Source organism: Neobacillus mesonae, from assembly GCF_023715155.1.
GTDB classification, from domain to species: Bacteria; Bacillota; Bacilli; order Bacillales; family Cytobacillaceae; genus Neobacillus; species Neobacillus mesonae_A.
Window position 1 is genome coordinate 142,990 of sequence record NZ_JAMBNQ010000006.1, and the last position, 20,930, is coordinate 163,919.

Consider the following 20,930-nt stretch of genomic DNA (forward strand, 5'->3'; position numbering starts at 1 on the left):
TTAGTTTTCCTTAAAATATTTGCGTAAAAAATCCACCCTTCTTACTGAAGTGGTGGATTACCATTTTAGTACTATGTCTTTTTTTAAAAATACGAATGACTTTAAACTATCAAATAACACTTCAAATAAAAATAATCCTTCAACTGTAAAAACTGACGACCACACCTCGTCAGTTTTACATTTTTTTACACAGATAATCAGAATACAATACTCAATTAACCATTTTTTAACCCTATTTACTTTATGTTCATCATTTGTTATTTTAGAAACAAACACAATCGGTATCTCGCATTTTTTGCATAGTTCGTATCCAGCTGCAAATTTCAAAACCATTAAAATCATTTAAAACAGCGGCTGCAATGGGTAAGCATGGGTCATACATAAAAAATGCTGTTCTATAGCCTCTAAAACTTACAATCCAACGCCTTTAAGCTTTTTTCAATATCTTTTCAATAAGTCAGCGAATATAGTGGTCATCATCAACCATTAGGATCGAATTTTCCCCTAATCTTCATCTCTGCCCCACTTTTAATTAATACTGTTAATTAGTTCAGTCATCATTTCTTTATCCATAGGTCCAATTATTTTCTTACGTATAATCCCTTTCGTGTCAATAATATAACTCGTTGGGATGGTAAAGGCTTGATAGGAATTCCCTATTTCACCATTTTGATCAAGTAATATTGGAAAAGTTAAGCCATAGTCCTTTACGAATTTCGCAATATTATTTGCATCTTTTTCAGCAGTTGTTAAATTCACTGCCAATATTTTGACATTATGACTTTTTTGTTCTTGATAGAATTCTTGCATATGAGGCATTTCAGCTTTACAAGGCGGGCACCAGGTTGCCCAAAAATTTAAAATTACCTTTTTTCCTTCCATATCAGATAGTTTAATATTTTTCCCATCTAAAGTCTGTAATCCAAAATCAGGTGCTTTATTCCCTTCTTCAAAACCAATCTCAACAGATTTACTGTTAACTGGTTTACTTTTCTGAACCTCTATTTGGGATTGTGCCGGGGATGACGTATAGTTATATATTCCCCATCCAATTAATCCACCTAATACTAAAACAACAAGAATTTTTTTGATCACTTGTTTCACTCCTTTATAATTGACCGGAAAATAATAAAATACAACAAATTGGAACGTGATAAGAGAAAGTTAAGGGAGTAACTTATTTATCCTTTTAACCAAAAAAATTTCTATAACAAGATTCTTCTTTACTGTATACTCTCAGATGAATGTTAAGAAACAGTTAAGAAATGACTTCTTATCCCAATTAAAATTGAATCAAGTGTTCAACCAATGAAGGTCCATTGTTCTATTGGAAATATTAAAAATTTTGCCAATTGAGAGTCATAGAATGGGACTAAAAAAAATTATTAGATGTCAGATGTTTCCCTTCTGTGATAATATTTTTTTATAAATCCAAATAAAAATCGCTATTAGGAGATGTAATAATTTTGAATGGGGATTATTTCATGCCATCATATTGATTCGCCCATTCCATTAAACTATTGTAAATTCACAAAAATGCTGTATAATTCATAGTATAACTATATGAATTAACGGGATAGGAGGCTGGGTATGAGCTTTTTAAAAAACCTTTTTATTGAGCATTGTCCTAAATGCAATAAAGTATTAGAAACACATCATTCTAAAACATTAAAATCAATCGTCATCAAATCGTGTCCTGAGCATCATTATCAAAAGGAATTTCATCCAGCTTTTGAAACATACATTGAAAGTAATAAAACCTTTAATTAATACTCTTCAAATTAAACAGAAGGCAGCCGTTAATAGCTACCTTCATATTTTTTGCTCTTCTTCAGTTAAAATACCAGGACAATGTTTTTCCCCGCCTAACCTAATTAATTATTTAGCGGCCGCTGAAATTTCCACGGGCTGAGAGATTATTATTTTCCTATTTTACCAACGGTTGGGTCCAATTTCCATTTCTCTTTGTTGTTCATCAGGAGTTATTTTTCCCATGTTAGTTTGACGAATTTCCTGATAGGAATTGGGCTGCGGCGGCAAATTTTCTGTTACAGTTTTTCTAAATTCATCTTCATTCATTATTTTCAGCCCATGATTCTTTTGATACAACACACCCAATTTTTCAGAAATACTGCCATCCTCACTCATTTCTTTTATGCTCATATAATGAGCTGGCAGTACCAACAAATTATCCGCCAGTTTTGTGTACCTATTATATAAAGTATTTCTTAAATCTCCTACCCAATCTTCCGCTTTCCCTGCCAAATCAGGCCGTCCTATGGAATCAATAAATAATATATCTCCTATTAACAAATATTGATCATCAACGATAAATGACGTGCTTCCAATGGTGTGTCCTGGTGAATATACTGCCGTAATCTTTGTTTCACCGACTTTATACTCTGACCCATCATGAATTGGCTGATAATCAAAGGTAACTTCAGAAGCATCTTTTGGCGGAAGATAATAGACTGCCCCCAGCTTTTCTGCAATTTTTCTTCCGCCCGAGATGTGGTCGGCGTGTAAATGAGTATCAAGGACAAATTTTAATTTCAAATTATGTTCTTTTAAAAAGCTTTCATATGGCTCCAACATTCGACTGGTGTCTATCAGTACGGCTTCTCCGTTTGATTCCACTAAATAAGACAAACACCCTTTACCAATTCGAACAAATTGATAAATCGCTCCGCCATTTTTTAAACTGCCGACTCTTATTGGCTCTAAATGTTCACTCCAGGCTTTCATCCCGCCTTCAATAGAGTAAACATCTGTAAACCCAGCTTCTGCAATTTGCTGAGCAACGAACTCTGAGGAACCGCCCTTTGCACATATTACATAGATTACCTTATTTTTTGGCAGCTTGTCGGCAATAGGGTCAACCCCTTCTAATAAGTCAAAGTATGGCTCATTAATAATTTCAACATTTTCCCCTTCAATTTTCCAATCGTCGAAATCATCGGTATTTCGAGCATCAATAATGAATAAATCGTCATGGTTTAAAACTTTCCGTGCCAATTCTTTAACCGATATTTTCTTAACAGCTGTTACCGTTTCCATTTTCCCCCTCCTTTTCATTGTATTGTTTATTTAAAAGGTTAGCGTAACGTCAGCATCCTTGGCAAAAGTCAAAAATGTTACGGCTCCCCCTACATCGATTCCTTCAATAAAATGTTCCTTTTCCAAACTCATTACATCCATTGTCATTTGACAAGCAATCATTTTGACTCCCAGTTCACCTGCCATCGATACCAGCTCATGAACTGGAGGAATATTCGCCTTTTTAAAACCTTCCTGAAAATGTTCTGTACCAGGAGGCATTGGCAGATTCTTATGTGCCTCTTTATGGATAAGGTTTAAACCTTCAAATGTAAAGAAAATACCGACCTCGGCATCTGTTGCTGCGGCTGCTGTTGCGATATTAAACACTTTGTAGGCATCGAACATCCCGCCGTTTGCTGCAATTATTGCCACTTTCATGTCTTTTCCTCCTTGTTTAGTGACTTTTATCGACTGGTCCTGCCCACTCCTTCATTCCAGGTACCACATTTTTTACGTTTTTAAAACCTTTTGCCGTCAACTTTTGCGCAGCCAAGTCACTCCGATTTCCAGACCTGCAAATAATATGAAGATTTTCGGCATTATTTAATTCTTCAAACCGTTGCTCTAATTCTCCAAGAGGGATATTAATGGAACCAGGAATATGTCCAAATGCATATTCTGCCGGCTCCCTTACATCCAATACAGAAATTTTTTCATTTCCTTTTATTTTCATAAGAAGGTCATCTAAATTCATAATATCCGGGTGTGTCGTTTCTGGTTTTTCTTCTTCTGCACTTGCTTTTCGAAGGTAATGTTTTAAAACACTTCCCTCCTCCACTGTGCCTAAGTACTGGTGACCCGTATTTTCAGCCCAAGCTTTAATATCAGCAGTAGAGCCTTTATCCGTTGCTTGTATTTCCATGACCTGCCCCGGCTCAAGTGTGGTCATCTCTTTTTTTGTTTTTACGATTGGCATGGGACAAGCTAATCCTTTAGCATCCAGCACTTTATTGACCGTAATCTCCATAATCCAATCCCTCCTTTCAGAATTATTATTTTTCTAATTCATCTTTCCATGCCAACAACTGCCTGCCATATTTTTCACCATATAGAATTTATTTTTCAAACACTTACAAGCCGCTCAATTCGAGTTTCTTACCAAGATGGTTTTAAAATTTTTTCCATTTCATAAAATGAACAGAAAATAATGATCCCCATTTTCAGTTCCTTCAAATTCAGACATGGCAGTTATTCTTCTTATAAATCATATTTAAACGGGAAAAGTAACCAATGAGCTCTTTTCATTTTTATTAAAGGAGGTTATGTTTCAATGGGCGGGAAACGGCATTTGACCATTTTACAGATGAACGACACTCACGCATACTTGAATCTTCACCCTGAGATGTTCATTAAGGAGAAAGGAGAAGTTCACTTTCGAAACGCAGGCGGGTTTTCCCGGATTACAACTATATTTAAAGAGGCTCGTGCACAGAATCCAGGCGGGGTGCTAATCTTAGATAATGGCGACACTTTTCATGGAACTTACCCTGCTGTTTCCAGCAATGGGGAGTCACTCATCCCTATCTTAAACAAGATGGGAATTGATGGTATGACAGCTCATTGGGAGTTTGCCTATGGTCCAAACCATTTAAAAAAATTAACTGCAGCACTTGAATACCCGATGTTGGCAAATAACTGTTATGATAAAAAAAGCAAACAACCCATTTTCCCAACCGATATGGTTATCGAAAGAGCAGGTTTAAAAATCGGCGTAATTGGGATTGCTTGCCATATAGTAGATAAAACAATGCCTTCACACTTTTCCACTGGTGTCAGTTTTACACTGGGAAATGAGGAGCTGCTTACACAAATTGATAAATTACGTAAAGTGAATCATGTCGACCTCATTGTCGTTCTATCACACTTAGGATTTCCTATTGAAGCCAAGATTGCCGCTGAGGTTGATGGAATTGATATATTGTTGAGCGCACATACTCATAACCGTCTTTACGAACCTGTCCTGATCAACAACACTCTCATCATTCAATCCGGCTGCCATGGCTCCTTCATCGGGCGCTTGGATTTGGAAATTGAAAACCGGCAGATTCTAACATTTAGGCACAAGTTAATTGAGGTATCGGAAAGCATTCAACCTGATCCCCAGGTTCAAGCGCTTATTAATTATATACTTGAACCCCATAGAGCTATGCTTCAAAGCAAAGTTGGGGAAACAAAAACTGCACTTCATCGATATGCTCAATTAGAGACAACCATGGATAATCTGCTTTTGCAATCACTTATAGAGATTTCCAATGCCGAGATTGCTTTCTCTAATGGATGGCGTTATGGTGCTCCAATTCCTCCCGGCCCAATTACCATGAATGACCTATGGAACATAATCCCCACCAACCCACCCGTTTCTACAGTGGAATTAACCGGCAAAGAAATACTCGAGATGTTAGAGGAAAATTTAGAACGAACTTTTGCAGGTAACCCCTATCATCAGATGGGAGGATATATGAAGCGCTGTTTTGGACTAAGAATGTTCATTAAAATCGAAAATCCTGCTGGAACACGTATTCAACAGCTATTTATTAATGACCAGCTTGTTGATATCAATCAAACATACTTGGCATCATTCGTTACAATGCAGGGGGTTCCGCAAAAATATGGAAGCAATCGGAGAAATTTAAATGCTCATGCCATAGATGCCTTAAAACAATTTATCGAAAAACGCGGCGTCATTTCAATTCAACTGAACGACATTGTCCAGGTAGTATAATTACCTGCAGAGGTGGTTTAATAATCCGATGACCATCCGATCAATGCAGGTAATTTTTTATTTTGCACGCTTTCGTGAGCGCAACTGAATAAAGTCAGTCATAATTTAAAAAAACCGTACGAGTGCATCGTACGGTTTTTACATCCGATATATGTATAGTTGGCGGGATCGTGTGGGAATCGAACCCGCCAGACCACACACGGTGGTCTCCAGCGGTTTTGATAACTGTTTACCATAATCTGTAATTCTATAACGAATTTCTATGAGTTTTTCTAATAAATAAGCAAGCACCCTATTCAATGCAGATTGACATCTCATATGATGTAATGAGCTATTTCAAAAAAACAAAAGGAAGGTGTAAGATGGGGATTATTTATCCTACAACCTTGATGTCAATTGTCATTGAAAGAAGCAGTCCTAATCCGGATCTAACATTTGACATTTCTTCGTATAGCATTGGTTTTTCAAATCCCCCACCAGATGAAGGTGGCGGTGGTGGTGGTGCGTCTAAAGTGGAAGCAGGCGATCTCTTTGTTCAAAAGGAACTTGACATTGGTTCCATTCCTCTTTTTGATGCCGTAATAAGAGGAACTCATTTTCCATCATTGACCCTCACTGTTACTCAAAATAGCATTACTATATTAACAATTATTCTTGAGGATGTAACCGTAACAGGATTCGATCAAACTGGTTCAGGTGCTGGAGTTACAGAAGAGGTTAAATTTCATTATGAAGTGATCACAATGGAAACTGATGCATTTGGTCTTAGCCAAAGTAGTACCTTTGACAGAAATGCATGAATAATCGTTACTTCTCAAAGTAATTCATACAATCCCCATCTTACGGGAAAGAGGGATTGTTTTCTGATTGATGAACAAGGAGCTTGTACGCCAGAAAAATCTTGTTTCATATAAATATTACACATACCCAGGAGCAAATTTATTCATTAAAAAATAAAAACCACAGGTTAAAAATTCACCATGTGGTTAATTATGTATATTTAGTATAAAGTTTGGCGGGACCGTGTGGGAATCGAACCCACCAGACCACACACGGTGGTCTCAAGCGGTTTTGAAGACCGTGGAGGACACCAGTGCCCCATCCGACCCCATAAGGTATATCAAAATAATTACTCTCACTTGTCTAATCTTACAATGGAATGTAGTTTAAATCAATAAATCAGCCTATTTTATTAATAATTGACTTCTTTTTAAGCATTTTTTGATGATTAACGTCCTTTTTATATCGTGTTTGCTTGTCTTTTTCCATAAAAACAGACTATAATGATAGAATGAAAATAGTATTCTGTAGGTGAATATAGATGCTTCATGGCTGGTTTTTATGGTTTATTCTTTTTTGGGTTGTTTTTCTTGCGGGTATGATGGGAATCGGCGGCTTTTTTATGTTTCGAAAGTTCCTTAAGAAAATGCCAAAGGAAGACGGCAAATCTGTAATGGATTGGGAAGAGCATTATGTGAACGAATCCCTTCATTTATGGGGACCTGAGGAAAAAGCTCTGCTTGAAGATTTAGTCAGTCCGGTTCCAGAACTCTTCCGTGATGTGGCAAAACACAAGATTGCCGGAAAAATTGGGGAACTTGCCTTAAAAGAAAATGCCTCGAAAATAACACAAGAATTGGTGATTCGCGGTTATATCCAAGCAACGCCTAAGCGCGATCATAAATTCTTACGAAAAAAGCTTTTTGAAAATAAAATTGATGTGACTCCATTTGAACATTTATTTTGAACTGTCCACAACGTTTGGACAGTTTTTTTATTGGCTGCTTTCTAAGAGAATATTGTTAGATTAAAAATGGAATAGTATGGTATTATATGAAACTTCAATACTATCCTATCCGTCTAAGCAAATATGGAGGTGAAATATTTGAAGAAAATTACTTTAATATTGTGTATCTCGTTGAATTTGGTAATGAGTGGTTGTAATGATTTTTCCAAACCTAAAATTCCTGAAGAACAAGCAAAATCAATTGTGATAAAAGATCACACCAAACAGATTGGCAAAGTCGAAATAAAATCTGTTAGTCATAAAGGGAATGAGTATATCATTCAATGGGTAAATAAAGAAAACTGTGAGAGCGGAACGGACTATGTGGATGATAAAAATGGCAAAATCAAAAAAGGTGAAACGACAATATGCTAGCTATACATAGAAGTTTTCTTGAAACCGACCTCTATTAGAGTTTTTTTTATACACTTCCCAGCATTTTAAAAGTAGTGTTATTGGGTTTTTGACACCGCCGAAATAAGTGCCCGCACTAGTTGAAACTTAGTTTCAAATCTCCTCAATATTTTTCACGTTTAATCTAAAAAAACACCGACCCAATCGATCAGATCAGTGTTTTCAACAATTAAACGATTTTGATTCCATGAAGCTCTTTATAAAGTTTCATATACGAACGGTACATGGAAATCCGCCAAGGCACAATCATGCTGAAGGCCAGCAGGAAGAACATACCGCTTAACTGCCCGACATCAATGGTACTGCTTAGAATAGACTTCATAATAAGTCTAATGAGCAGTAAACCTACTAAAATGAAAATAAACGCCTTTGAACGCTTTAAATAAATATCATTGTCACGGATTTCAAATTTGGAGGTTTTAATTAGTAAGATTGAAAACAACATGCCTACAACTACTGCCTCCAAAATTTCCATAGGCGTTAATCTAAACTGTGGTACCACATACATAAGTGCCCCGCTTGCCATGAAGATTGGCGGCATAATAATCTTTTTGCCGTTTGTTGGTTTTTTCGCAGCCTTCATCCGGACAAACAAAACGAAAAAGCCCATAAAAACTGCACCAATTGAAGAAATAACAACATAGTTCATGGTTTTCATTCTTCCCTTATCAACATATTTTCCTTACCCATTATACTTTAAAAGCTCTCAAAGTGAGAAAGATTTTAACTCAATTCTGTTCCCAATTTTAGATCCTTATAGGAACAGATACAAAAAAAGGAAAAACCATTTAAACTGAGTGTTAAATGGTTTCTGCTATCGTTCATTTAAAATCCTGTGAAATCTCCAAAAAATGTTTGGAAAATAGAAATGATTTTGGTCATCCAGTCAAAGAATAAGACAATACCCATGACAATCATGATGTACCCGCCAATTTTCATGATTTTGACGCTGTGCTTTTTAATCCATTTCATTCGACCAATAAAGAATGACAGAATTAAGAATGGAATAGCAAAGCCCAGTACATAAGCAATCATGTACATCATACCTGAACTTGGATTATTAGCAGCAAGTGTTAGAACAACCGCTAAAATGGGACCTGTACAAGGCGTCCATCCTGCTGAAAATGCCATTCCGATTAGAACAGAACCAATATATCCAGACGGCCTGTTTTTAAACTCATAACGGCGATCCTTCATCATAATTTCCGGTTTTAGTATTCCAACAATAACCAAACCAAAGAAAATGATAAAAATTCCGCCCAGCTGGCGAATTAAATCCTTATATTCCCTAAAGAAACTGCCAATTAAGGATGTTCCGAAACCCATTGCAATAAAAATAATGGAAAACCCTATGAGAAAGCAGATGGTGTGAAACAAACTCCTTCTTTGGAGCAGAGCATTTTCGGTTTTTAGTTCCGCAACTGACATCCCCGTTATGTATGATAAAAAAGCTGGGTACAGGGGTAAACAGCAAGGCGAAATAAAGCTTAAAAACCCGGCTCCCAATGCCAAAAATATATTTACATCAGACATAAAAACACTCCTACCATTGTCGATACCCTTTCATTCTAACAAAACTTTTACCCAAATGATAATGAATAAACTTGAATATTTTGTGTCCAATGCTCCTTTTAAAGGTCTTACATGTAATCTAAGTTACTTTTTTAACATTCACCTTTGAAAAAATTTACATCTTAGGTTATACTAGTAAAATAATGTCCAAAATAAGTTTATTTCTACCAATACACCAAAGTTTGGATATCTATCCGGAAAGGAAATTGGCCGTGATTAAATCAGAATTAGTTGCCCTTATCGAAAAAAAACGTGCTGAATTAATACAAGCTGCTAATACCAACGGCTATACCTCCTCCATCGCCATCCGGTGCAGTCAAGAGTTAGACCAGTTATTAAATGAATATAATCGAAAATATACAAAAAGGGTCCCTTCTACATCCTATTAGAAGTTGGACATGTATAGAACGAACTGATAAAAGCCTGGAATGATTCCAGGCTTTATTTACTGCACTTTCAAAAAGCTTTGAATCCCATTCTGCAGAAGATACATCTTATGATATAATCCCATTTGTGCAAGCAGTTCCTGATGTGTGCCTCGTTCAACAATTTCTCCTTTATGAAGGACTAGTATACAATCAGCATCTTGAATCGTTGAAAGCCGATGAGCAATCGCAATTGTCGTTCTTCCCTTTCTCATTTTGGCCAATGCCGTTTGGATCGCCTCTTCTGTTTCTGTATCAATATTGGCTGTTGCTTCATCCAGAACCAAAATTTTCGGATTAGCAGCAATTGTTCTAGCAAAAGCAATTAACTGTCTCTGCCCGCTTGAAAAGGCAGCACCGCGCTCAACTACCCTATGTTCATATCCATCTTCAAGCCTATCAATAAATGGATGTGCCTGAACAAATTTCGCTGCTTCCTCAACCTGCTGATCTGTCATGCTGTTATTATGCAGGCGGATATTGTCTTTAACGGTCCCATAGAATAAAAAAGGATCTTGTAAAACCAGGCCCATTTTCTCCCTTAGTTCATCCTTCGAAAAATCTCGAATAGAGCGTCCGTCAATGATAATCTCACCTCGATCGAACTCATAAAAACGCATCATCAAATTTATGATAGAACTCTTCCCGCTTCCAGTGTGCCCTACCAGTGCAACTGTTTCACCCGGTTTTGCGGTAAACGAAATATTTTTTAATACATCAAGTTTTCCATCATATGAAAAGCTTACGTTTTTAAATTCAATTTCCCCTTTAGCAATTTCTAAAGGCATACCCACTTGCTTTGGAGCTATTTCCTCCTCATCCAGCAACCTAAACACACGGAAACCAGCTACAATCGCCTGTTGGTATAATGAAAGGCGCATCATCATTTGATTGACTGGCTCGAAAAAACGGTCCAAATAATTGACGAATGCATATATAACCCCAATTTGAATGGAATGAGTAAAGGATGTTATGCCAAAATAGCTTAACACAATGATTAACGCCAAAATATAAATCATATCAATTGCCGGTCTTAAAAGCAGACCATCAATTTTGATATTCTTCATTCCGGCATTATAATGCTGTTCATTAATGCTGCCAAATTCCCTGCGGAGGCGTCGTTCCTGACGAAATAACTGGATAATTGACATTCCCTGCAGCGACTCACTTAACTTTGCATTCAACTGGCTTAATCTTTCTCTCATATCAAGATAAAATCTTGAGCTCCATTTACGGTAAAGAACCATGACAAACAGTAAGATGGGAATAATAATCAAACAAAACAAAGCCAATTTCACATTTAAAATAAACATGGTGATAAAAATGCCTATAAGCAGGAATCCGCTTTGAATAAATGTCGAAATAACGGTTACAAACATATCCTTAATCGCTTCAGTATCATTTGTTACCCGTGAAACAATACTGCCGCCCGGGGTTTTGTCAAAATACTTCAATCCAAGTGCCTGTACTTTGGAAAACACATCAATTCGAAGCTGTTGAATAATATACAAGGCGATTTCCTGAAATTTCACCAACTGAAAAAATAATAAAATGGATTTTAAAATTTGAATTCCCATATAAGCTGACCCGAGAAGGAGGAGCGGCTTAAACTCCAGTCTTCCCGGCTGCAAATAGTCATCAATAAAGATTGCCACTAAAATGGGCAGAACAATGTCACCTGCCGTCGTTAACAACAAGAGAAGAAACGCCCAGCTAATTATTTTTTTATGCGGCTTTGTATAAGAAAGCAGACGAAATAAAACCTTTCTTTGTTCACTTCCTGAGAGCTCTATTTTTTCTTCCATTTTACTGTCCTCCAAGCTCCACTAGTTCTTCAAGCTGCTGGTGTAAATACATATTCTTATACCAGCCGTCTAATTCCATTAACTCCTCGTGTGTACCTCTTTCAATAATTGTTCCTTCTTCTAGGACTATGATTTGGTTCGCGTGCTGAATGGCACTTAAGCGATGGGATGTGATGATGGTGGTCTTCCCTTTGCGATTTTGTTTAAGTGATGCAAGAATGGCCTCTTCTGTTTTTGCATCCACAGCTGATAAAGAATCATCGAGTATTAATACCTCAGGATTCATCAGCAGGGCTCGGGCTATTGAAATCCTTTGTTTTTGTCCTCCGGATAATGAAACACCGCGCTCTCCGACAACCGTTTGATAGCCATGGGTAAATTGAAGGATATCGTCATGGATATTGGCTAATTTAGCCGCCTTCTCAATTTCAGCCTGTTTCACTGCTGGGTTGGCAAAAGCAATGTTCTCCTCAACATTAGCAGAAAATAAAAAGTGATCCTGTGGCACATAACCGATAGCTCCACGTAATTGATCCAGTTTATAATCAGCTATTTTGGAACCCCCAAACAGAATTTCTCCTTTATAACCTTCGAATTCACGAATGAATAACTTTAACAAAGTGGTTTTACCCGAACCCGTTTTTCCTACAATTCCAAGCGTTTCTCCTCTTTCCAAAGAAAATTGGATGTCCTTCAGAACAGGATGGGTTTCACCCGGATACGTAAATGATGTCAGTCTATATTCAATATCACCACATGGCACAACATCACGTGCATTTTCCTGATCTTGAATATCAACCTTTTCACTTAAAAGTTTCGTTACACGGTCATATGAAGCACGGCCGCGCTCGACGATATTAAATAACCACCCAAAGGCAAGCATAGGCCAAATCAATAAGCCTAAATATGTAGTAAATGAAATTAATTCCCCGATCGTTAATACGCCATTTAAAACATACTTCGCTCCAAACACAATGGATAAGAAAAAGGAAATACCGGTAAGGATTGAAATGGTGGGATCGTAAAGTGAATCAATTTTAGCTACAACAATGTTCTTTTGGACAACATCTTCGGATTGTTTTCGGAAATCCTCGATATCTTCTTTTTCCTGGCCGAACGTTTTGATCACCTTGATTCCCATTATGCTTTCTTGGGTTTTATCATTGAGAGATGAAAAAGCCCCCTGTGCTTTGTAAAAACTTTTGTGCAGCATCGTCCCAAACCAGCTTGTCAAAAGAGCCATAAGAGGCATTGGAATTAAACAGATCAACGTTAATTTCCAACTAATCGTAAAAGCCATGGCAATGATGACAAAACCACCGGTTGACAAAGAATCTACAAGCGTTAAAACACCAGCTCCTGCTGTCTGCTGAATGGCGGATAAATCATTTGTTGCATGGGCCATTAAATCACCAATACGGCTTTTTTGGTAAAATGCAGGAGACATATTCGTAAAATGATGATATAAACGGTCCCTTAAGATCTTACTAAGCTTGACGGACGAACCAAAAATCATAATCCGCCAATAAAACCTTAACCCATACATGAGCATCCCTGTGACGATTAGGACCGCCATCCACTCCATCAGCAGTTTTTTTGTCATCGTTCCCTCATTGATATGATCAGCAATTACCCCAATTACTTTTGGCGGAATCACTTGCAGTAATGCGACAAACAACAATAATATTACTCCAGTGATATATGACTTCCTTTCCTGCTTAAAAAACCATCCCAATTGTAAAAACACCTTCATATATCCGCCCCCAAAACACAGTTAAAATCTTTATCGCGTTAAAAAGTTAAAGGTTATTAAACTTTTAAGTATATCGAAAATCTATTTTATCAAATATTTCCAAAATAATAAAGATTAAGAAATAATTTTAATCAATGAAAAAAGCACCCATTGATATGAGTGCTTGTCCGTTTTATCCCGCATGAACGGAACTAATAATCAGCGTTGGTGTTCCCTTCGCTGATTGAAAGTTTCATTTATTTCATTTGCTTGTTCATGGCGTTCATCATTTGATTGATTTTCTTCTGAGATGGTTTCATTCCCATCTGCATCATCATTGTTTTTAACATTTGTTCATTAATTGGTGGATTTTTCTTTAAATAGCTCATCATATATTTACGAGCAATGAAAAATCCTAGTGCTATACCAACAACTAATGCTAGTACACCAACTAGAATGTACATACCCATTCAACTTCCTCCTTCATGTTGTCTACCATACTACAGTGTACTAAATAAAACAGAATTAGACAATATTTCCTTGCAATTAGACAAATTTTCTTTCTTTAATAGGCTTCAGCCATCCACCCCGTTCATGTTCCAAATCAATGGCTAGGAAGGAGGACTCACATTTTCGAAGGACTTCAAAAAATGCTGTTTCCGCTTCATAACTTCCATGTGCCTCAATGGTAATTAAATCTTGAAAAACTTCCAACTTCGCTATGCTTATTTTTCCACTCAATTCAATTGTATATGCACCACGTTCTGCTCTAAATCCTCTTAATCTTCCCAGCTGCCTTTGAATCAGCTGATGGATTTTTAAGACCTCTATTTTTTTGGTTATGTAGTTTATTTGTCTTTTCGTAATGAATCTCAACTCGCCATCCGCGTTTTGATGTTCTTGAAAAAGCTGAAAAAACAATCGTTCTCGTCCGAAGTAATGAGCGGCAAATTCATCTTCTATTAAATAAAGCTGATAGTTTCTCACACAGACCTCTCCTTCGCTGACAACTCTTTCTTCTATTATAGAAAGGATGACACAAAACGTTTGTCTTAAGGCGGCGAAAACTTTCACTAATTTTGTCGAACCAAAATTTAAACCCAGCCTATTAGAATAAATTCCCCACTTTTTGAAATATTCCTTCTATTAACCGCAAAAAAAAGAGTATGGAACCAAATCCACACTCTTTACAAAATCTTATTTTTGTAAAAGGCCTTTAACAAGTGATACCACATTATTAACGTTAAAGCCATATTCATCCATTACTTTTTCCCCAGGTGCTGAAGCTCCGAATTTGTCGATTGCTAATACAGTACCCTCATCGCCAACATATTTATGCCATCCAAATGAAGTACCAACTTCGATACCAAGGCGTTTTTTCACGTTCTTAGGCAATACGGAATCTTTATAATCTTGGCTTTGTGCATCAAAACGATCCCATGAAGGCATGCTTACAACGGATACATCAACGCCTTCACCTGCAAGAACTTTTTGAGCTTCAACAGCAAGACTTACTTCAGAGCCGCTGGCTAATAATAATGCATCTGGAGTTTCCTTGGTGGCAGGTGATACGACATATGCACCTTTTGAAACACCATCATATGCATTTTGATCGGTTCCCTTTAATGTTGGGAGATTCTGACGGGTTAATACAAGCGCAGTTGGTTTATTTGTTGATTCAACCGCTAACTTCCATGCTGCAGCTGTTTCGTTCCCATCTGCAGGACGAATGACTGATAGTTTCGGCATTGCACGTAATGCTGCAAGCTGCTCGATAGGTTCGTGAGTCGGACCGTCTTCTCCTACAGCGATACTGTCATGAGTAAATACATATGTGACAGGAAGTCCCATTAAGGCTGCAAGACGGATTGCTGGACGAAGATAATCAGAGAAAACAAAGAATGTTCCTCCAAATACTTTCACTCCTCCGTGAAGAGCAATCCCATTCATCGCTGCTCCCATTGCGAATTCACGGACACCAAACCAAATATTACGGCCTTCATATGCACCTGGTGCATAGTCACCTGTTCCCTTAATGGTTGTTTTATTTGATCCAGCAAGGTCTGCGGAACCGCCGATAAGAATTGGAAGGTTTTTCGCAATTCCGTTAATTGCCTCACCTGAAGAAGCACGGCTTGCTAAAGATTTACCTTCGCTGTATACAGGAATATCTTTATCCCAACCTTCAGGAAGCTCTTGTTTTAACGCTGATTCAAGCTGTCCAGCAAGTTCTGGGTATTCTTTTTTGTACTGTGCGAATAAATCGTTCCACTCTTTTTCTTTCTTCTCCCCATTTTCCACAATCAATTTGTTGAAGTTCTCGTAAACTCCCTCTGGAACATGGAAATCTTCTTCTAACGTCCATTTGTATGCTTCTTTGGTAAGCTTTAACTCATCAGCACCAAGCGGTGAACCATGAACACCGGAAGTACCAGCACGATTTGGAGAACCATAACCAATAATCGTTCTAACTTCGATCATTGTCGGTCTATCAAGGTCGGCTTTTGCTTCTTCCAAAGCCGCAGCGATTTGCTCTAGATTATTACCATCTTCCACACGAAGGTATTGCCATCCGTATGCTTCGAAACGTCCTTTAACACTTTCGGAGAATGATTTATTTAGGTCTCCATCCAGTGAAATATCATTTGAATCATAAAGAACTACTAAACGGCCTAATTTTAAATGGCCGGCAAGTGATGCTGCTTCAGCAGAAACACCTTCCATTAAATCGCCGTCTCCGCAAATGCTATATGTAAAATGGTTCACAAGTTCATACTGATCTTTGTTATAAACACTTGCTAAGTGTCTTTCTGCCATTGCCATACCAACTGCCATTGCGATACCTTGACCAAGTGGTCCTGTTGTAGCCTCCACCCCTTCTGTATGTCCAAACTCAGGGTGACCAGGAGTTTTACTTCCCCATTGACGGAATTGCTTTAAATCTTCCATTGATAGGTTGTATCCAGATAAATGAAGCATGCTGTATAACAAAGCAGATCCATGACCTGCAGATAATACAAAACGGTCACGGTTAAACCAATGTGGGTTTTTAGGATTATGGTTCATATATCTTGTCCATAATGTATAAGCCATTGGAGCTGCACCCATCGGCATACCTGGATGTCCCGAATTAGCTTTTTCAATTGCATCAATTGCAAGCGTTCGGATTGTTGTAATAGATAAATCATCAATAGTATTAAACATTTGTTACATCCTTTCTATTTTCGAGGATATGAAATACATTATTAATAATATAGTGCAGAAGATTTTAATTCAATTAATTACCCTTTAAAGGGCGATTACTATTTATTTTGATACATTCATGACTTTTATATGTAGAAAAAGGAATACAGTTTAAATTGTATTCCCCTGATAATTAATGAAGTTTATTTTGTTTTCTCGCTTTTATTTTCGCCGGAGTTACATCATTTCCTAACGGATCAATAATTTTGGTATTTGTTAATGTATCCAGCATATTGGATCGGAAAGCAGCCAAATATTCACTTCTAAGCTTTGATTGTTCTTTTGCCTCTAGTTCAGTTAAACCTGTTGTTTTTGCCTTCCTTGCAAGCTCATTGATTCTAGCAATTTTCTCTTTGGACAGCATTCGGGCACATCCTTTCAAAATCTAATTACATAGAAATAAATTTACTAAAAAAATAGCCCGCTGACAAGAAAAAGGCTAGTTTTCTCTTTGTTCCAAATACTCCCTATATCGTCTATGTACCGTTGCTTTCGATATATTATAGCCAAAACCTCTCATCGTTGCAGCGATTTCCGCAAATGTCAGACCATTTTTGCGCAGCCTGTCAATTTCTTCAATGGGCACTTCAATTTTCTCTCTTCCTGCATGTTCTCCGAGATTCTTCAAGTTTTTCTCTGGTTTATACCCGTTCTGAACGGCGCGTTTCATTCCCCGCTTGATTTTTACATTATGCAGCTTTCGTTGATATTCTTCTACCATACCGACAATTTTTAATACCATGGAATCGGATTCCGAAAGCTGCAGTTCACCGTTATGTGAAATGCTGTAAAGCTTTATTCCTTCTTTTAAAATACAGTGCAGCAGCGCGATTTTAGCATTGCCTCTGCCTAGCCTTGTTTCATCTTGGATTAAGACAGCATGGACTTGAGGATCTTTAATTCTTTCCAGCAGTTCAAGGATTCCTTCTCTTTCAAAGTCATATCCGCTTGCCTGTTCCTTGATAATTTTGTCAATTTCAAATTGATTCCTTTTGGCCAATTGAATTAATTCCTCTTCCTGCCGTTCAAGAGACGTTTCCTGGGTTTCTTTTTTGGTGCTTACACGGCAATAAATAATGGCTCTCATGCTCTTTCATTTCCTTTCTATTTCTCAGGAGCACTTGCAAGTTCGGCAGCAGGTGAGACATCGTTACTGATAGGAATAATAATTTCTTCTCCAGGAAATAATTGATCGTCAGTATTTTCATTATGCTTTTTAACCCAGTTTACAAATTCTTTATTTGACATGGAGTGCTGTCCCGAATATTGCTCCGATATTTTCCAAAGTGAATCCCCCTCTGATACAGTAATTTTCACAAAGTGATTGGATGCCTCAGTCCCATTCTGAATTGTTAGAATGATAGCGAAAGAACAGCTTAGCAAGATAAGAATAATAGCATATGAGTATTGGTTCCATAGTTTCTTCATAAAAATGACCCCTCTTTATAGAATGTACGTTCGTTTTATTTGTATTTAGTATAATACGAACATTTGTTTTATGTCAACATTTTTTCGAACTTATGTTTGTATAATATAGGTATGCATGGTATAATTAAGGTAACATTAACCAAGACGAGGTGCATTACCATGATAAAAATATCAAAGCGTCAGCAGGATATCCTTGATTTCATCAAAGATGAGGTTAGAAGCAAGGGATATCCTCCTTCTGTCCGGGAGATTGGAGAAGCAGTTGGCCTAGCCTCCAGTTCAACTGTTCATGGTCATCTAGCAAGATTGGAAAGTAAAGGTCTTATTAGAAGAGATCCTACTAAACCTAGAGCCATTGAGATATTAGAAATAGATGAAAATGCCCATATTCCTAAAAATCAGGTCGTTAATGTTCCTGTTGTAGGTAAGGTAACTGCCGGCCTGCCAATAACTGCTATTGAAAACATTGAAGAGTATTTTCCTCTGCCTGAAAGATTAGCACCATCGGATGAGCAGGTCTTTATGTTAGAAATTATGGGTGAAAGTATGATAGAAGCAGGAATACTAGATGGAGACTATGTCATCGTCAAACAGCAGCAAACCGCTGATAACGGGGATATCGTGGTTGCCATGACGGAAGATGATGAAGCCACTTGTAAAAGATTTTTCAAAGAGAAAGATTATATCCGCCTTCAGCCGGAAAACTCTACAATGGACCCAATTATATTAAAGAATGTCTCAATCCTGGGAAAAGTTATTGGAGTTTATCGTCAAATTCACTAATTCTAAACAGCCGGCTGGATGCCGGCCTTTTCTTTATCCTAAAGAAAAAAGCCTTGGCACAACTCTGCCAAGGCTTCATCTATTAATACATTGTCATATATTGTTCTCTTTCCCAAGGATGAACCACCGTACGGAACATATCCCATTCAATCTCTTTAGCATCTAGAAATCTTTCAAAAATATGTTCGCCTAGTCCTGCCACAATAACCTCATCTTGTTTTAATAATTCTAAGGCTTGTGCTAATGTTGCTGGAAGATCAACAATTCCTTCCTCTATACGTTCTTCTGTGCTCATCACATAAATATTACGGTCTACAGCTGGAGGAGGAGTTAATTTATTTTTAATTCCATCAAGGCCAGCTTTTAAAAGTACAGCCATTGCAAGGTATGGATTTGCAGATGGATCAACACTGCGCACCTCACAACGAGTACTTAGGCCGCGTGATGCCGGAATACGAACTAAAGGCGACCGGTTTTGTGCTGACCACGCTACATAGCAAGGTGCCTCATAACCAGGAACCAAGCGCTTATAAGAGTTAATAGTCGGATTGGTTACTGCCGTAAAGCTAGGCGCATGTTTCAAGATTCCAGCAATAAAATGACGGGCATTATCACTCATTTGAAGATCGCCGGTTGGGTCATAAAAAGCATTTTCACCATTTTTAAATAAAGAAAGGTTCATGTGCATTCCAGATCCTGCCACACCAAACAATGGTTTCGGCATGAAGGTCGCATGTAAACCGTGCTTGCGGGCAATTGTTTTGACAACAAGCTTAAATGTTTGAATATGATCACATGCAGTTAAAGCATCTGCATATTTAAAATCTATTTCATGTTGTCCAGGTGCAACTTCATGGTGAGAAGCTTCAATTTCAAAGCCCATTTCTTCAAGCTCAAGAACGATGTCACGACGGCAGTTTTCTCCAAGGTCAGTAGGAGCAAAATCAAAATAGCCGCCTTTATCATTAAGCTCTAAAGTTGGCTCCCCTTTTTCATCTAATTTAAATAAGAAAAACTCTGGCTCTGGACCTAAGTTAAAATTGGTAAAACCAAGCTCTTGCATTTCATTTAGAACACGTCTTAAGTTATTTCTTGGGTCACCAGCAAAAGGTGTGCCATCTGAATTATAAATATCACAAATCAAACGGGCTACTTTTCCTTTTTCTGCAGTCCACGGGAATACAACCCAAGTATTTAAATCTGGCTGTAAATACATATCAGATTCTTCAATTCTTACAAAACCTTCAATTGATGAGCCATCAAACATCATTTTGTTATCAAGCGCTTTTTCCAATTGACTTATCGGAATTTCCACATTTTTAATTGTTCCTAGAATGTCAGTAAACTGCAAGCGGATAAATTTAACATTTTCTTCATTTGCCATTCTTTTGATATCTTCTCTTGAATATTTAGGCATGCTCAAACCTCCGTTGTAATTTGAATATTAATGAAAGAAACGCGAGAGGTCACCTTGTCTAAGTGACGAACGGTTCAATCTTCCCAAATGCATTAGTTCATTGCGCAGAAGCTTTCTTAATTCTTCGTCAGACAGCTCCCTTTTCGCTTTTTTCACTTGCTGATTCTGTTCACTCTCATGCTGCTCTTTAACCAAGAATAACTGTTTGATTCCAGCCATATTTACACCTTGGTCAATTAAATCCTTAATCTCTAATAGTCTGTCAATATCATTTAAGCTGAAAAGCCGTCTGTTTCCTTCTGTTCTAGCTGGAGAAATTAACTGGTGTTCTTCATAATAGCGAATTTGCCTTGCAGTAAGCTCAGTCAGCTGCATGACAGTGCCGATGGGAAACAGGGGCATGGAACGACGAATCTCTTTTCCATTCACCATAATTTCTCCTTTCTTGCTATTTTATAATGTCATTATATTTGGTGTAAGAAATGTTGTCAAGTACATGTCAGA

General features: G+C 37.5%; 23 protein-coding genes and 1 tRNA gene. 7 read left to right on the forward strand and 17 right to left on the reverse strand.

Annotated elements, in window-relative coordinates:
* Positions 1-528: 528 nt before the first annotated feature.
* Positions 529-1,095, reverse strand: a complete 567-nt coding sequence (locus M3183_RS08430) for a peroxiredoxin family protein (protein ID WP_251468451.1) — start codon at positions 1,093-1,095, stop codon at positions 529-531.
* Between the two features lie 495 nt (positions 1,096-1,590).
* On the opposite strand from M3183_RS08430, the gene M3183_RS08435 reads away from it, so the two are divergent.
* The gene (locus tag M3183_RS08435; protein ID WP_251468453.1) at positions 1,591-1,770 is read left to right on the forward strand and encodes a hypothetical protein; all 180 of its coding nucleotides are present in this window, start codon (positions 1,591-1,593) and stop codon (positions 1,768-1,770) included.
* Positions 1,771-1,932: 162 nt separating this feature from the next.
* On the opposite strand, the gene M3183_RS08440 is transcribed toward M3183_RS08435, so the two are convergent.
* From M3183_RS08440 to M3183_RS08450, 3 genes are read right to left on the reverse strand one after another with little or no spacing between them, the layout of a single operon-like run.
* Positions 1,933-3,057 carry an MBL fold metallo-hydrolase gene (locus M3183_RS08440; protein WP_251468455.1) on the reverse strand — a complete coding sequence of 375 codons (1,125 nt, stop codon included), beginning with the start codon at positions 3,055-3,057 and terminating at the stop codon, positions 1,933-1,935.
* 30 nt (positions 3,058-3,087) lie between these two features.
* Entirely contained in the window at positions 3,088-3,477 is a 390-nt protein-coding gene (locus M3183_RS08445; RefSeq protein WP_251468457.1) for a DsrE/DsrF/DrsH-like family protein, read from the reverse strand.
* Between the two features lie 16 nt (positions 3,478-3,493).
* Positions 3,494-4,066, reverse strand: a complete 573-nt coding sequence (locus M3183_RS08450; RefSeq protein WP_251468459.1) for a sulfurtransferase TusA family protein — start codon at positions 4,064-4,066, stop codon at positions 3,494-3,496.
* A 303-nt stretch (positions 4,067-4,369) separates the two neighbouring features.
* Between M3183_RS08450 and M3183_RS08455 the strand changes: the two genes are divergently transcribed.
* Positions 4,370-5,821 (forward strand): bifunctional metallophosphatase/5'-nucleotidase, encoded by a 1,452-nt coding sequence (locus M3183_RS08455; RefSeq protein WP_251468461.1) that lies wholly within the window; start codon positions 4,370-4,372, stop codon positions 5,819-5,821.
* 362 nt (positions 5,822-6,183) lie between these two features.
* On the forward strand, positions 6,184-6,621 hold the full coding sequence (locus M3183_RS08460) for a type VI secretion system tube protein Hcp (RefSeq protein WP_251468463.1): 438 nt from the start codon (positions 6,184-6,186) through the stop codon (positions 6,619-6,621).
* Positions 6,622-6,834: 213 nt separating this feature from the next.
* On the opposite strand, the gene M3183_RS08465 is transcribed toward M3183_RS08460, so the two are convergent.
* Positions 6,835-6,931 (reverse strand) — tRNA-Sec (locus tag M3183_RS08465).
* 211 nt (positions 6,932-7,142) lie between these two features.
* Here M3183_RS08465 and M3183_RS08470 point away from each other — a divergent pair.
* Together M3183_RS08470 and M3183_RS08475 are read left to right on the forward strand one after the other, a co-directional pair.
* On the forward strand, positions 7,143-7,568 hold the full coding sequence (locus tag M3183_RS08470) for a DUF2621 domain-containing protein (protein WP_251468465.1): 426 nt from the start codon (positions 7,143-7,145) through the stop codon (positions 7,566-7,568).
* A 138-nt stretch (positions 7,569-7,706) separates the two neighbouring features.
* Positions 7,707-7,982 carry a hypothetical protein gene (locus M3183_RS08475; protein ID WP_251468467.1) on the forward strand — a complete coding sequence of 92 codons (276 nt, stop codon included), beginning with the start codon at positions 7,707-7,709 and terminating at the stop codon, positions 7,980-7,982.
* A 208-nt stretch (positions 7,983-8,190) separates the two neighbouring features.
* Here M3183_RS08475 and M3183_RS08480 read toward each other — a convergent pair whose 3' ends face one another.
* A complete protein-coding gene (locus M3183_RS08480; RefSeq protein WP_251468469.1) occupies positions 8,191-8,670 on the reverse strand; it encodes a CcdC family protein in 480 nt (159 codons plus the stop codon).
* A 176-nt stretch (positions 8,671-8,846) separates the two neighbouring features.
* Entirely contained in the window at positions 8,847-9,554 is a 708-nt protein-coding gene (locus M3183_RS08485; protein WP_251468471.1) for a cytochrome c biogenesis CcdA family protein, read from the reverse strand.
* Between the two features lie 251 nt (positions 9,555-9,805).
* On the opposite strand from M3183_RS08485, the gene M3183_RS08490 reads away from it, so the two are divergent.
* On the forward strand, positions 9,806-9,982 hold the full coding sequence (locus tag M3183_RS08490) for a Spo0E family sporulation regulatory protein-aspartic acid phosphatase (protein ID WP_251468473.1): 177 nt from the start codon (positions 9,806-9,808) through the stop codon (positions 9,980-9,982).
* A gap of 56 nt (positions 9,983-10,038) precedes the next feature.
* On the opposite strand, the gene M3183_RS08495 is transcribed toward M3183_RS08490, so the two are convergent.
* From M3183_RS08495 to yneA, 8 genes are all read right to left on the reverse strand, one after another.
* Complete coding sequence (locus M3183_RS08495) at positions 10,039-11,823, reverse strand: ABC transporter ATP-binding protein (protein WP_251468475.1); 1,785 nt, start codon at positions 11,821-11,823, stop codon at positions 10,039-10,041.
* A 1-nt stretch (position 11,824) separates the two neighbouring features.
* Complete coding sequence (locus M3183_RS08500) at positions 11,825-13,576, reverse strand: ABC transporter transmembrane domain-containing protein (RefSeq protein ID WP_251468477.1); 1,752 nt, start codon at positions 13,574-13,576, stop codon at positions 11,825-11,827.
* A gap of 236 nt (positions 13,577-13,812) precedes the next feature.
* A complete protein-coding gene (locus M3183_RS08505) occupies positions 13,813-14,025 on the reverse strand; it encodes a YneF family protein (protein WP_251468479.1) in 213 nt (70 codons plus the stop codon).
* A 76-nt stretch (positions 14,026-14,101) separates the two neighbouring features.
* Positions 14,102-14,542 carry a sporulation inhibitor of replication protein SirA gene (gene sirA, locus M3183_RS08510; RefSeq protein WP_251468481.1) on the reverse strand — a complete coding sequence of 147 codons (441 nt, stop codon included), beginning with the start codon at positions 14,540-14,542 and terminating at the stop codon, positions 14,102-14,104.
* 210 nt (positions 14,543-14,752) lie between these two features.
* On the reverse strand, positions 14,753-16,759 hold the full coding sequence (gene tkt, locus M3183_RS08515; protein ID WP_251468483.1) for a transketolase: 2,007 nt from the start codon (positions 16,757-16,759) through the stop codon (positions 14,753-14,755).
* A gap of 172 nt (positions 16,760-16,931) precedes the next feature.
* Positions 16,932-17,162, reverse strand: a complete 231-nt coding sequence (locus M3183_RS08520) for a DUF896 domain-containing protein (protein WP_251468485.1) — start codon at positions 17,160-17,162, stop codon at positions 16,932-16,934.
* A 75-nt stretch (positions 17,163-17,237) separates the two neighbouring features.
* Entirely contained in the window at positions 17,238-17,885 is a 648-nt protein-coding gene (locus M3183_RS08525) for a YneB family resolvase-like protein (RefSeq protein ID WP_251468487.1), read from the reverse strand.
* Positions 17,886-17,902: 17 nt separating this feature from the next.
* The gene (gene yneA / locus M3183_RS08530) at positions 17,903-18,226 is read right to left on the reverse strand and encodes a cell division suppressor protein YneA (RefSeq protein ID WP_251468489.1); all 324 of its coding nucleotides are present in this window, start codon (positions 18,224-18,226) and stop codon (positions 17,903-17,905) included.
* A 159-nt stretch (positions 18,227-18,385) separates the two neighbouring features.
* On the opposite strand from yneA, the gene lexA reads away from it, so the two are divergent.
* Positions 18,386-19,009, forward strand: coding sequence for a transcriptional repressor LexA (lexA, locus tag M3183_RS08535; RefSeq protein ID WP_251468491.1), 624 nt, complete (start codon positions 18,386-18,388; stop codon positions 19,007-19,009).
* A gap of 82 nt (positions 19,010-19,091) precedes the next feature.
* On the opposite strand, the gene glnA is transcribed toward lexA, so the two are convergent.
* Together glnA and M3183_RS08545 are read right to left on the reverse strand one after the other, a co-directional pair.
* Complete coding sequence (gene glnA / locus M3183_RS08540; RefSeq protein ID WP_251468493.1) at positions 19,092-20,426, reverse strand: type I glutamate--ammonia ligase; 1,335 nt, start codon at positions 20,424-20,426, stop codon at positions 19,092-19,094.
* Between the two features lie 27 nt (positions 20,427-20,453).
* A complete protein-coding gene (locus M3183_RS08545; RefSeq protein WP_251468495.1) occupies positions 20,454-20,858 on the reverse strand; it encodes a MerR family transcriptional regulator in 405 nt (134 codons plus the stop codon).
* Positions 20,859-20,930 lie beyond the last annotated feature (72 nt).

Excerpts from the sequence above, each read along its gene's own strand:
- M3183_RS08525 (WP_251468487.1), bottom strand. The coding sequence starts at position 17,885 with ATGAGAGCCATTATTTATTGCCGTGTAAGCACCAAAAAAGAAACCCAG.
- M3183_RS08435 (WP_251468453.1), top strand. The coding sequence starts at position 1,591 with ATGAGCTTTTTAAAAAACCTTTTTATTGAGCATTGTCCTAAATGCAAT.
- M3183_RS08500 (WP_251468477.1), bottom strand. The coding sequence starts at position 13,576 with ATGAAGGTGTTTTTACAATTGGGATGGTTTTTTAAGCAGGAAAGGAAG.
- M3183_RS08460 (WP_251468463.1), top strand. The coding sequence starts at position 6,184 with ATGGGGATTATTTATCCTACAACCTTGATGTCAATTGTCATTGAAAGA.
- M3183_RS08450 (WP_251468459.1), bottom strand. The coding sequence starts at position 4,066 with ATGGAGATTACGGTCAATAAAGTGCTGGATGCTAAAGGATTAGCTTGT.
- M3183_RS08480 (WP_251468469.1), bottom strand. The coding sequence starts at position 8,670 with ATGAACTATGTTGTTATTTCTTCAATTGGTGCAGTTTTTATGGGCTTT.
- M3183_RS08445 (WP_251468457.1), bottom strand. The coding sequence starts at position 3,477 with ATGAAAGTGGCAATAATTGCAGCAAACGGCGGGATGTTCGATGCCTAC.
- M3183_RS08505 (WP_251468479.1), bottom strand. The coding sequence starts at position 14,025 with ATGGGTATGTACATTCTAGTTGGTGTACTAGCATTAGTTGTTGGTATA.
- M3183_RS08495 (WP_251468475.1), bottom strand. The coding sequence starts at position 11,823 with ATGGAAGAAAAAATAGAGCTCTCAGGAAGTGAACAAAGAAAGGTTTTA.
- lexA (WP_251468491.1), top strand. The coding sequence starts at position 18,386 with ATGATAAAAATATCAAAGCGTCAGCAGGATATCCTTGATTTCATCAAA.
- M3183_RS08485 (WP_251468471.1), bottom strand. The coding sequence starts at position 9,554 with ATGTCTGATGTAAATATATTTTTGGCATTGGGAGCCGGGTTTTTAAGC.
- glnA (WP_251468493.1), bottom strand. The coding sequence starts at position 20,426 with ATGCCTAAATATTCAAGAGAAGATATCAAAAGAATGGCAAATGAAGAA.
- M3183_RS08520 (WP_251468485.1), bottom strand. The coding sequence starts at position 17,162 with ATGCTGTCCAAAGAGAAAATTGCTAGAATCAATGAGCTTGCAAGGAAG.
- M3183_RS08545 (WP_251468495.1), bottom strand. The coding sequence starts at position 20,858 with ATGGTGAATGGAAAAGAGATTCGTCGTTCCATGCCCCTGTTTCCCATC.
- yneA (WP_251468489.1), bottom strand. The coding sequence starts at position 18,226 with ATGAAGAAACTATGGAACCAATACTCATATGCTATTATTCTTATCTTG.
- M3183_RS08470 (WP_251468465.1), top strand. The coding sequence starts at position 7,143 with ATGCTTCATGGCTGGTTTTTATGGTTTATTCTTTTTTGGGTTGTTTTT.
- tkt (WP_251468483.1), bottom strand. The coding sequence starts at position 16,759 with ATGTTTAATACTATTGATGATTTATCTATTACAACAATCCGAACGCTT.
- M3183_RS08455 (WP_251468461.1), top strand. The coding sequence starts at position 4,370 with ATGGGCGGGAAACGGCATTTGACCATTTTACAGATGAACGACACTCAC.
- M3183_RS08440 (WP_251468455.1), bottom strand. The coding sequence starts at position 3,057 with ATGGAAACGGTAACAGCTGTTAAGAAAATATCGGTTAAAGAATTGGCA.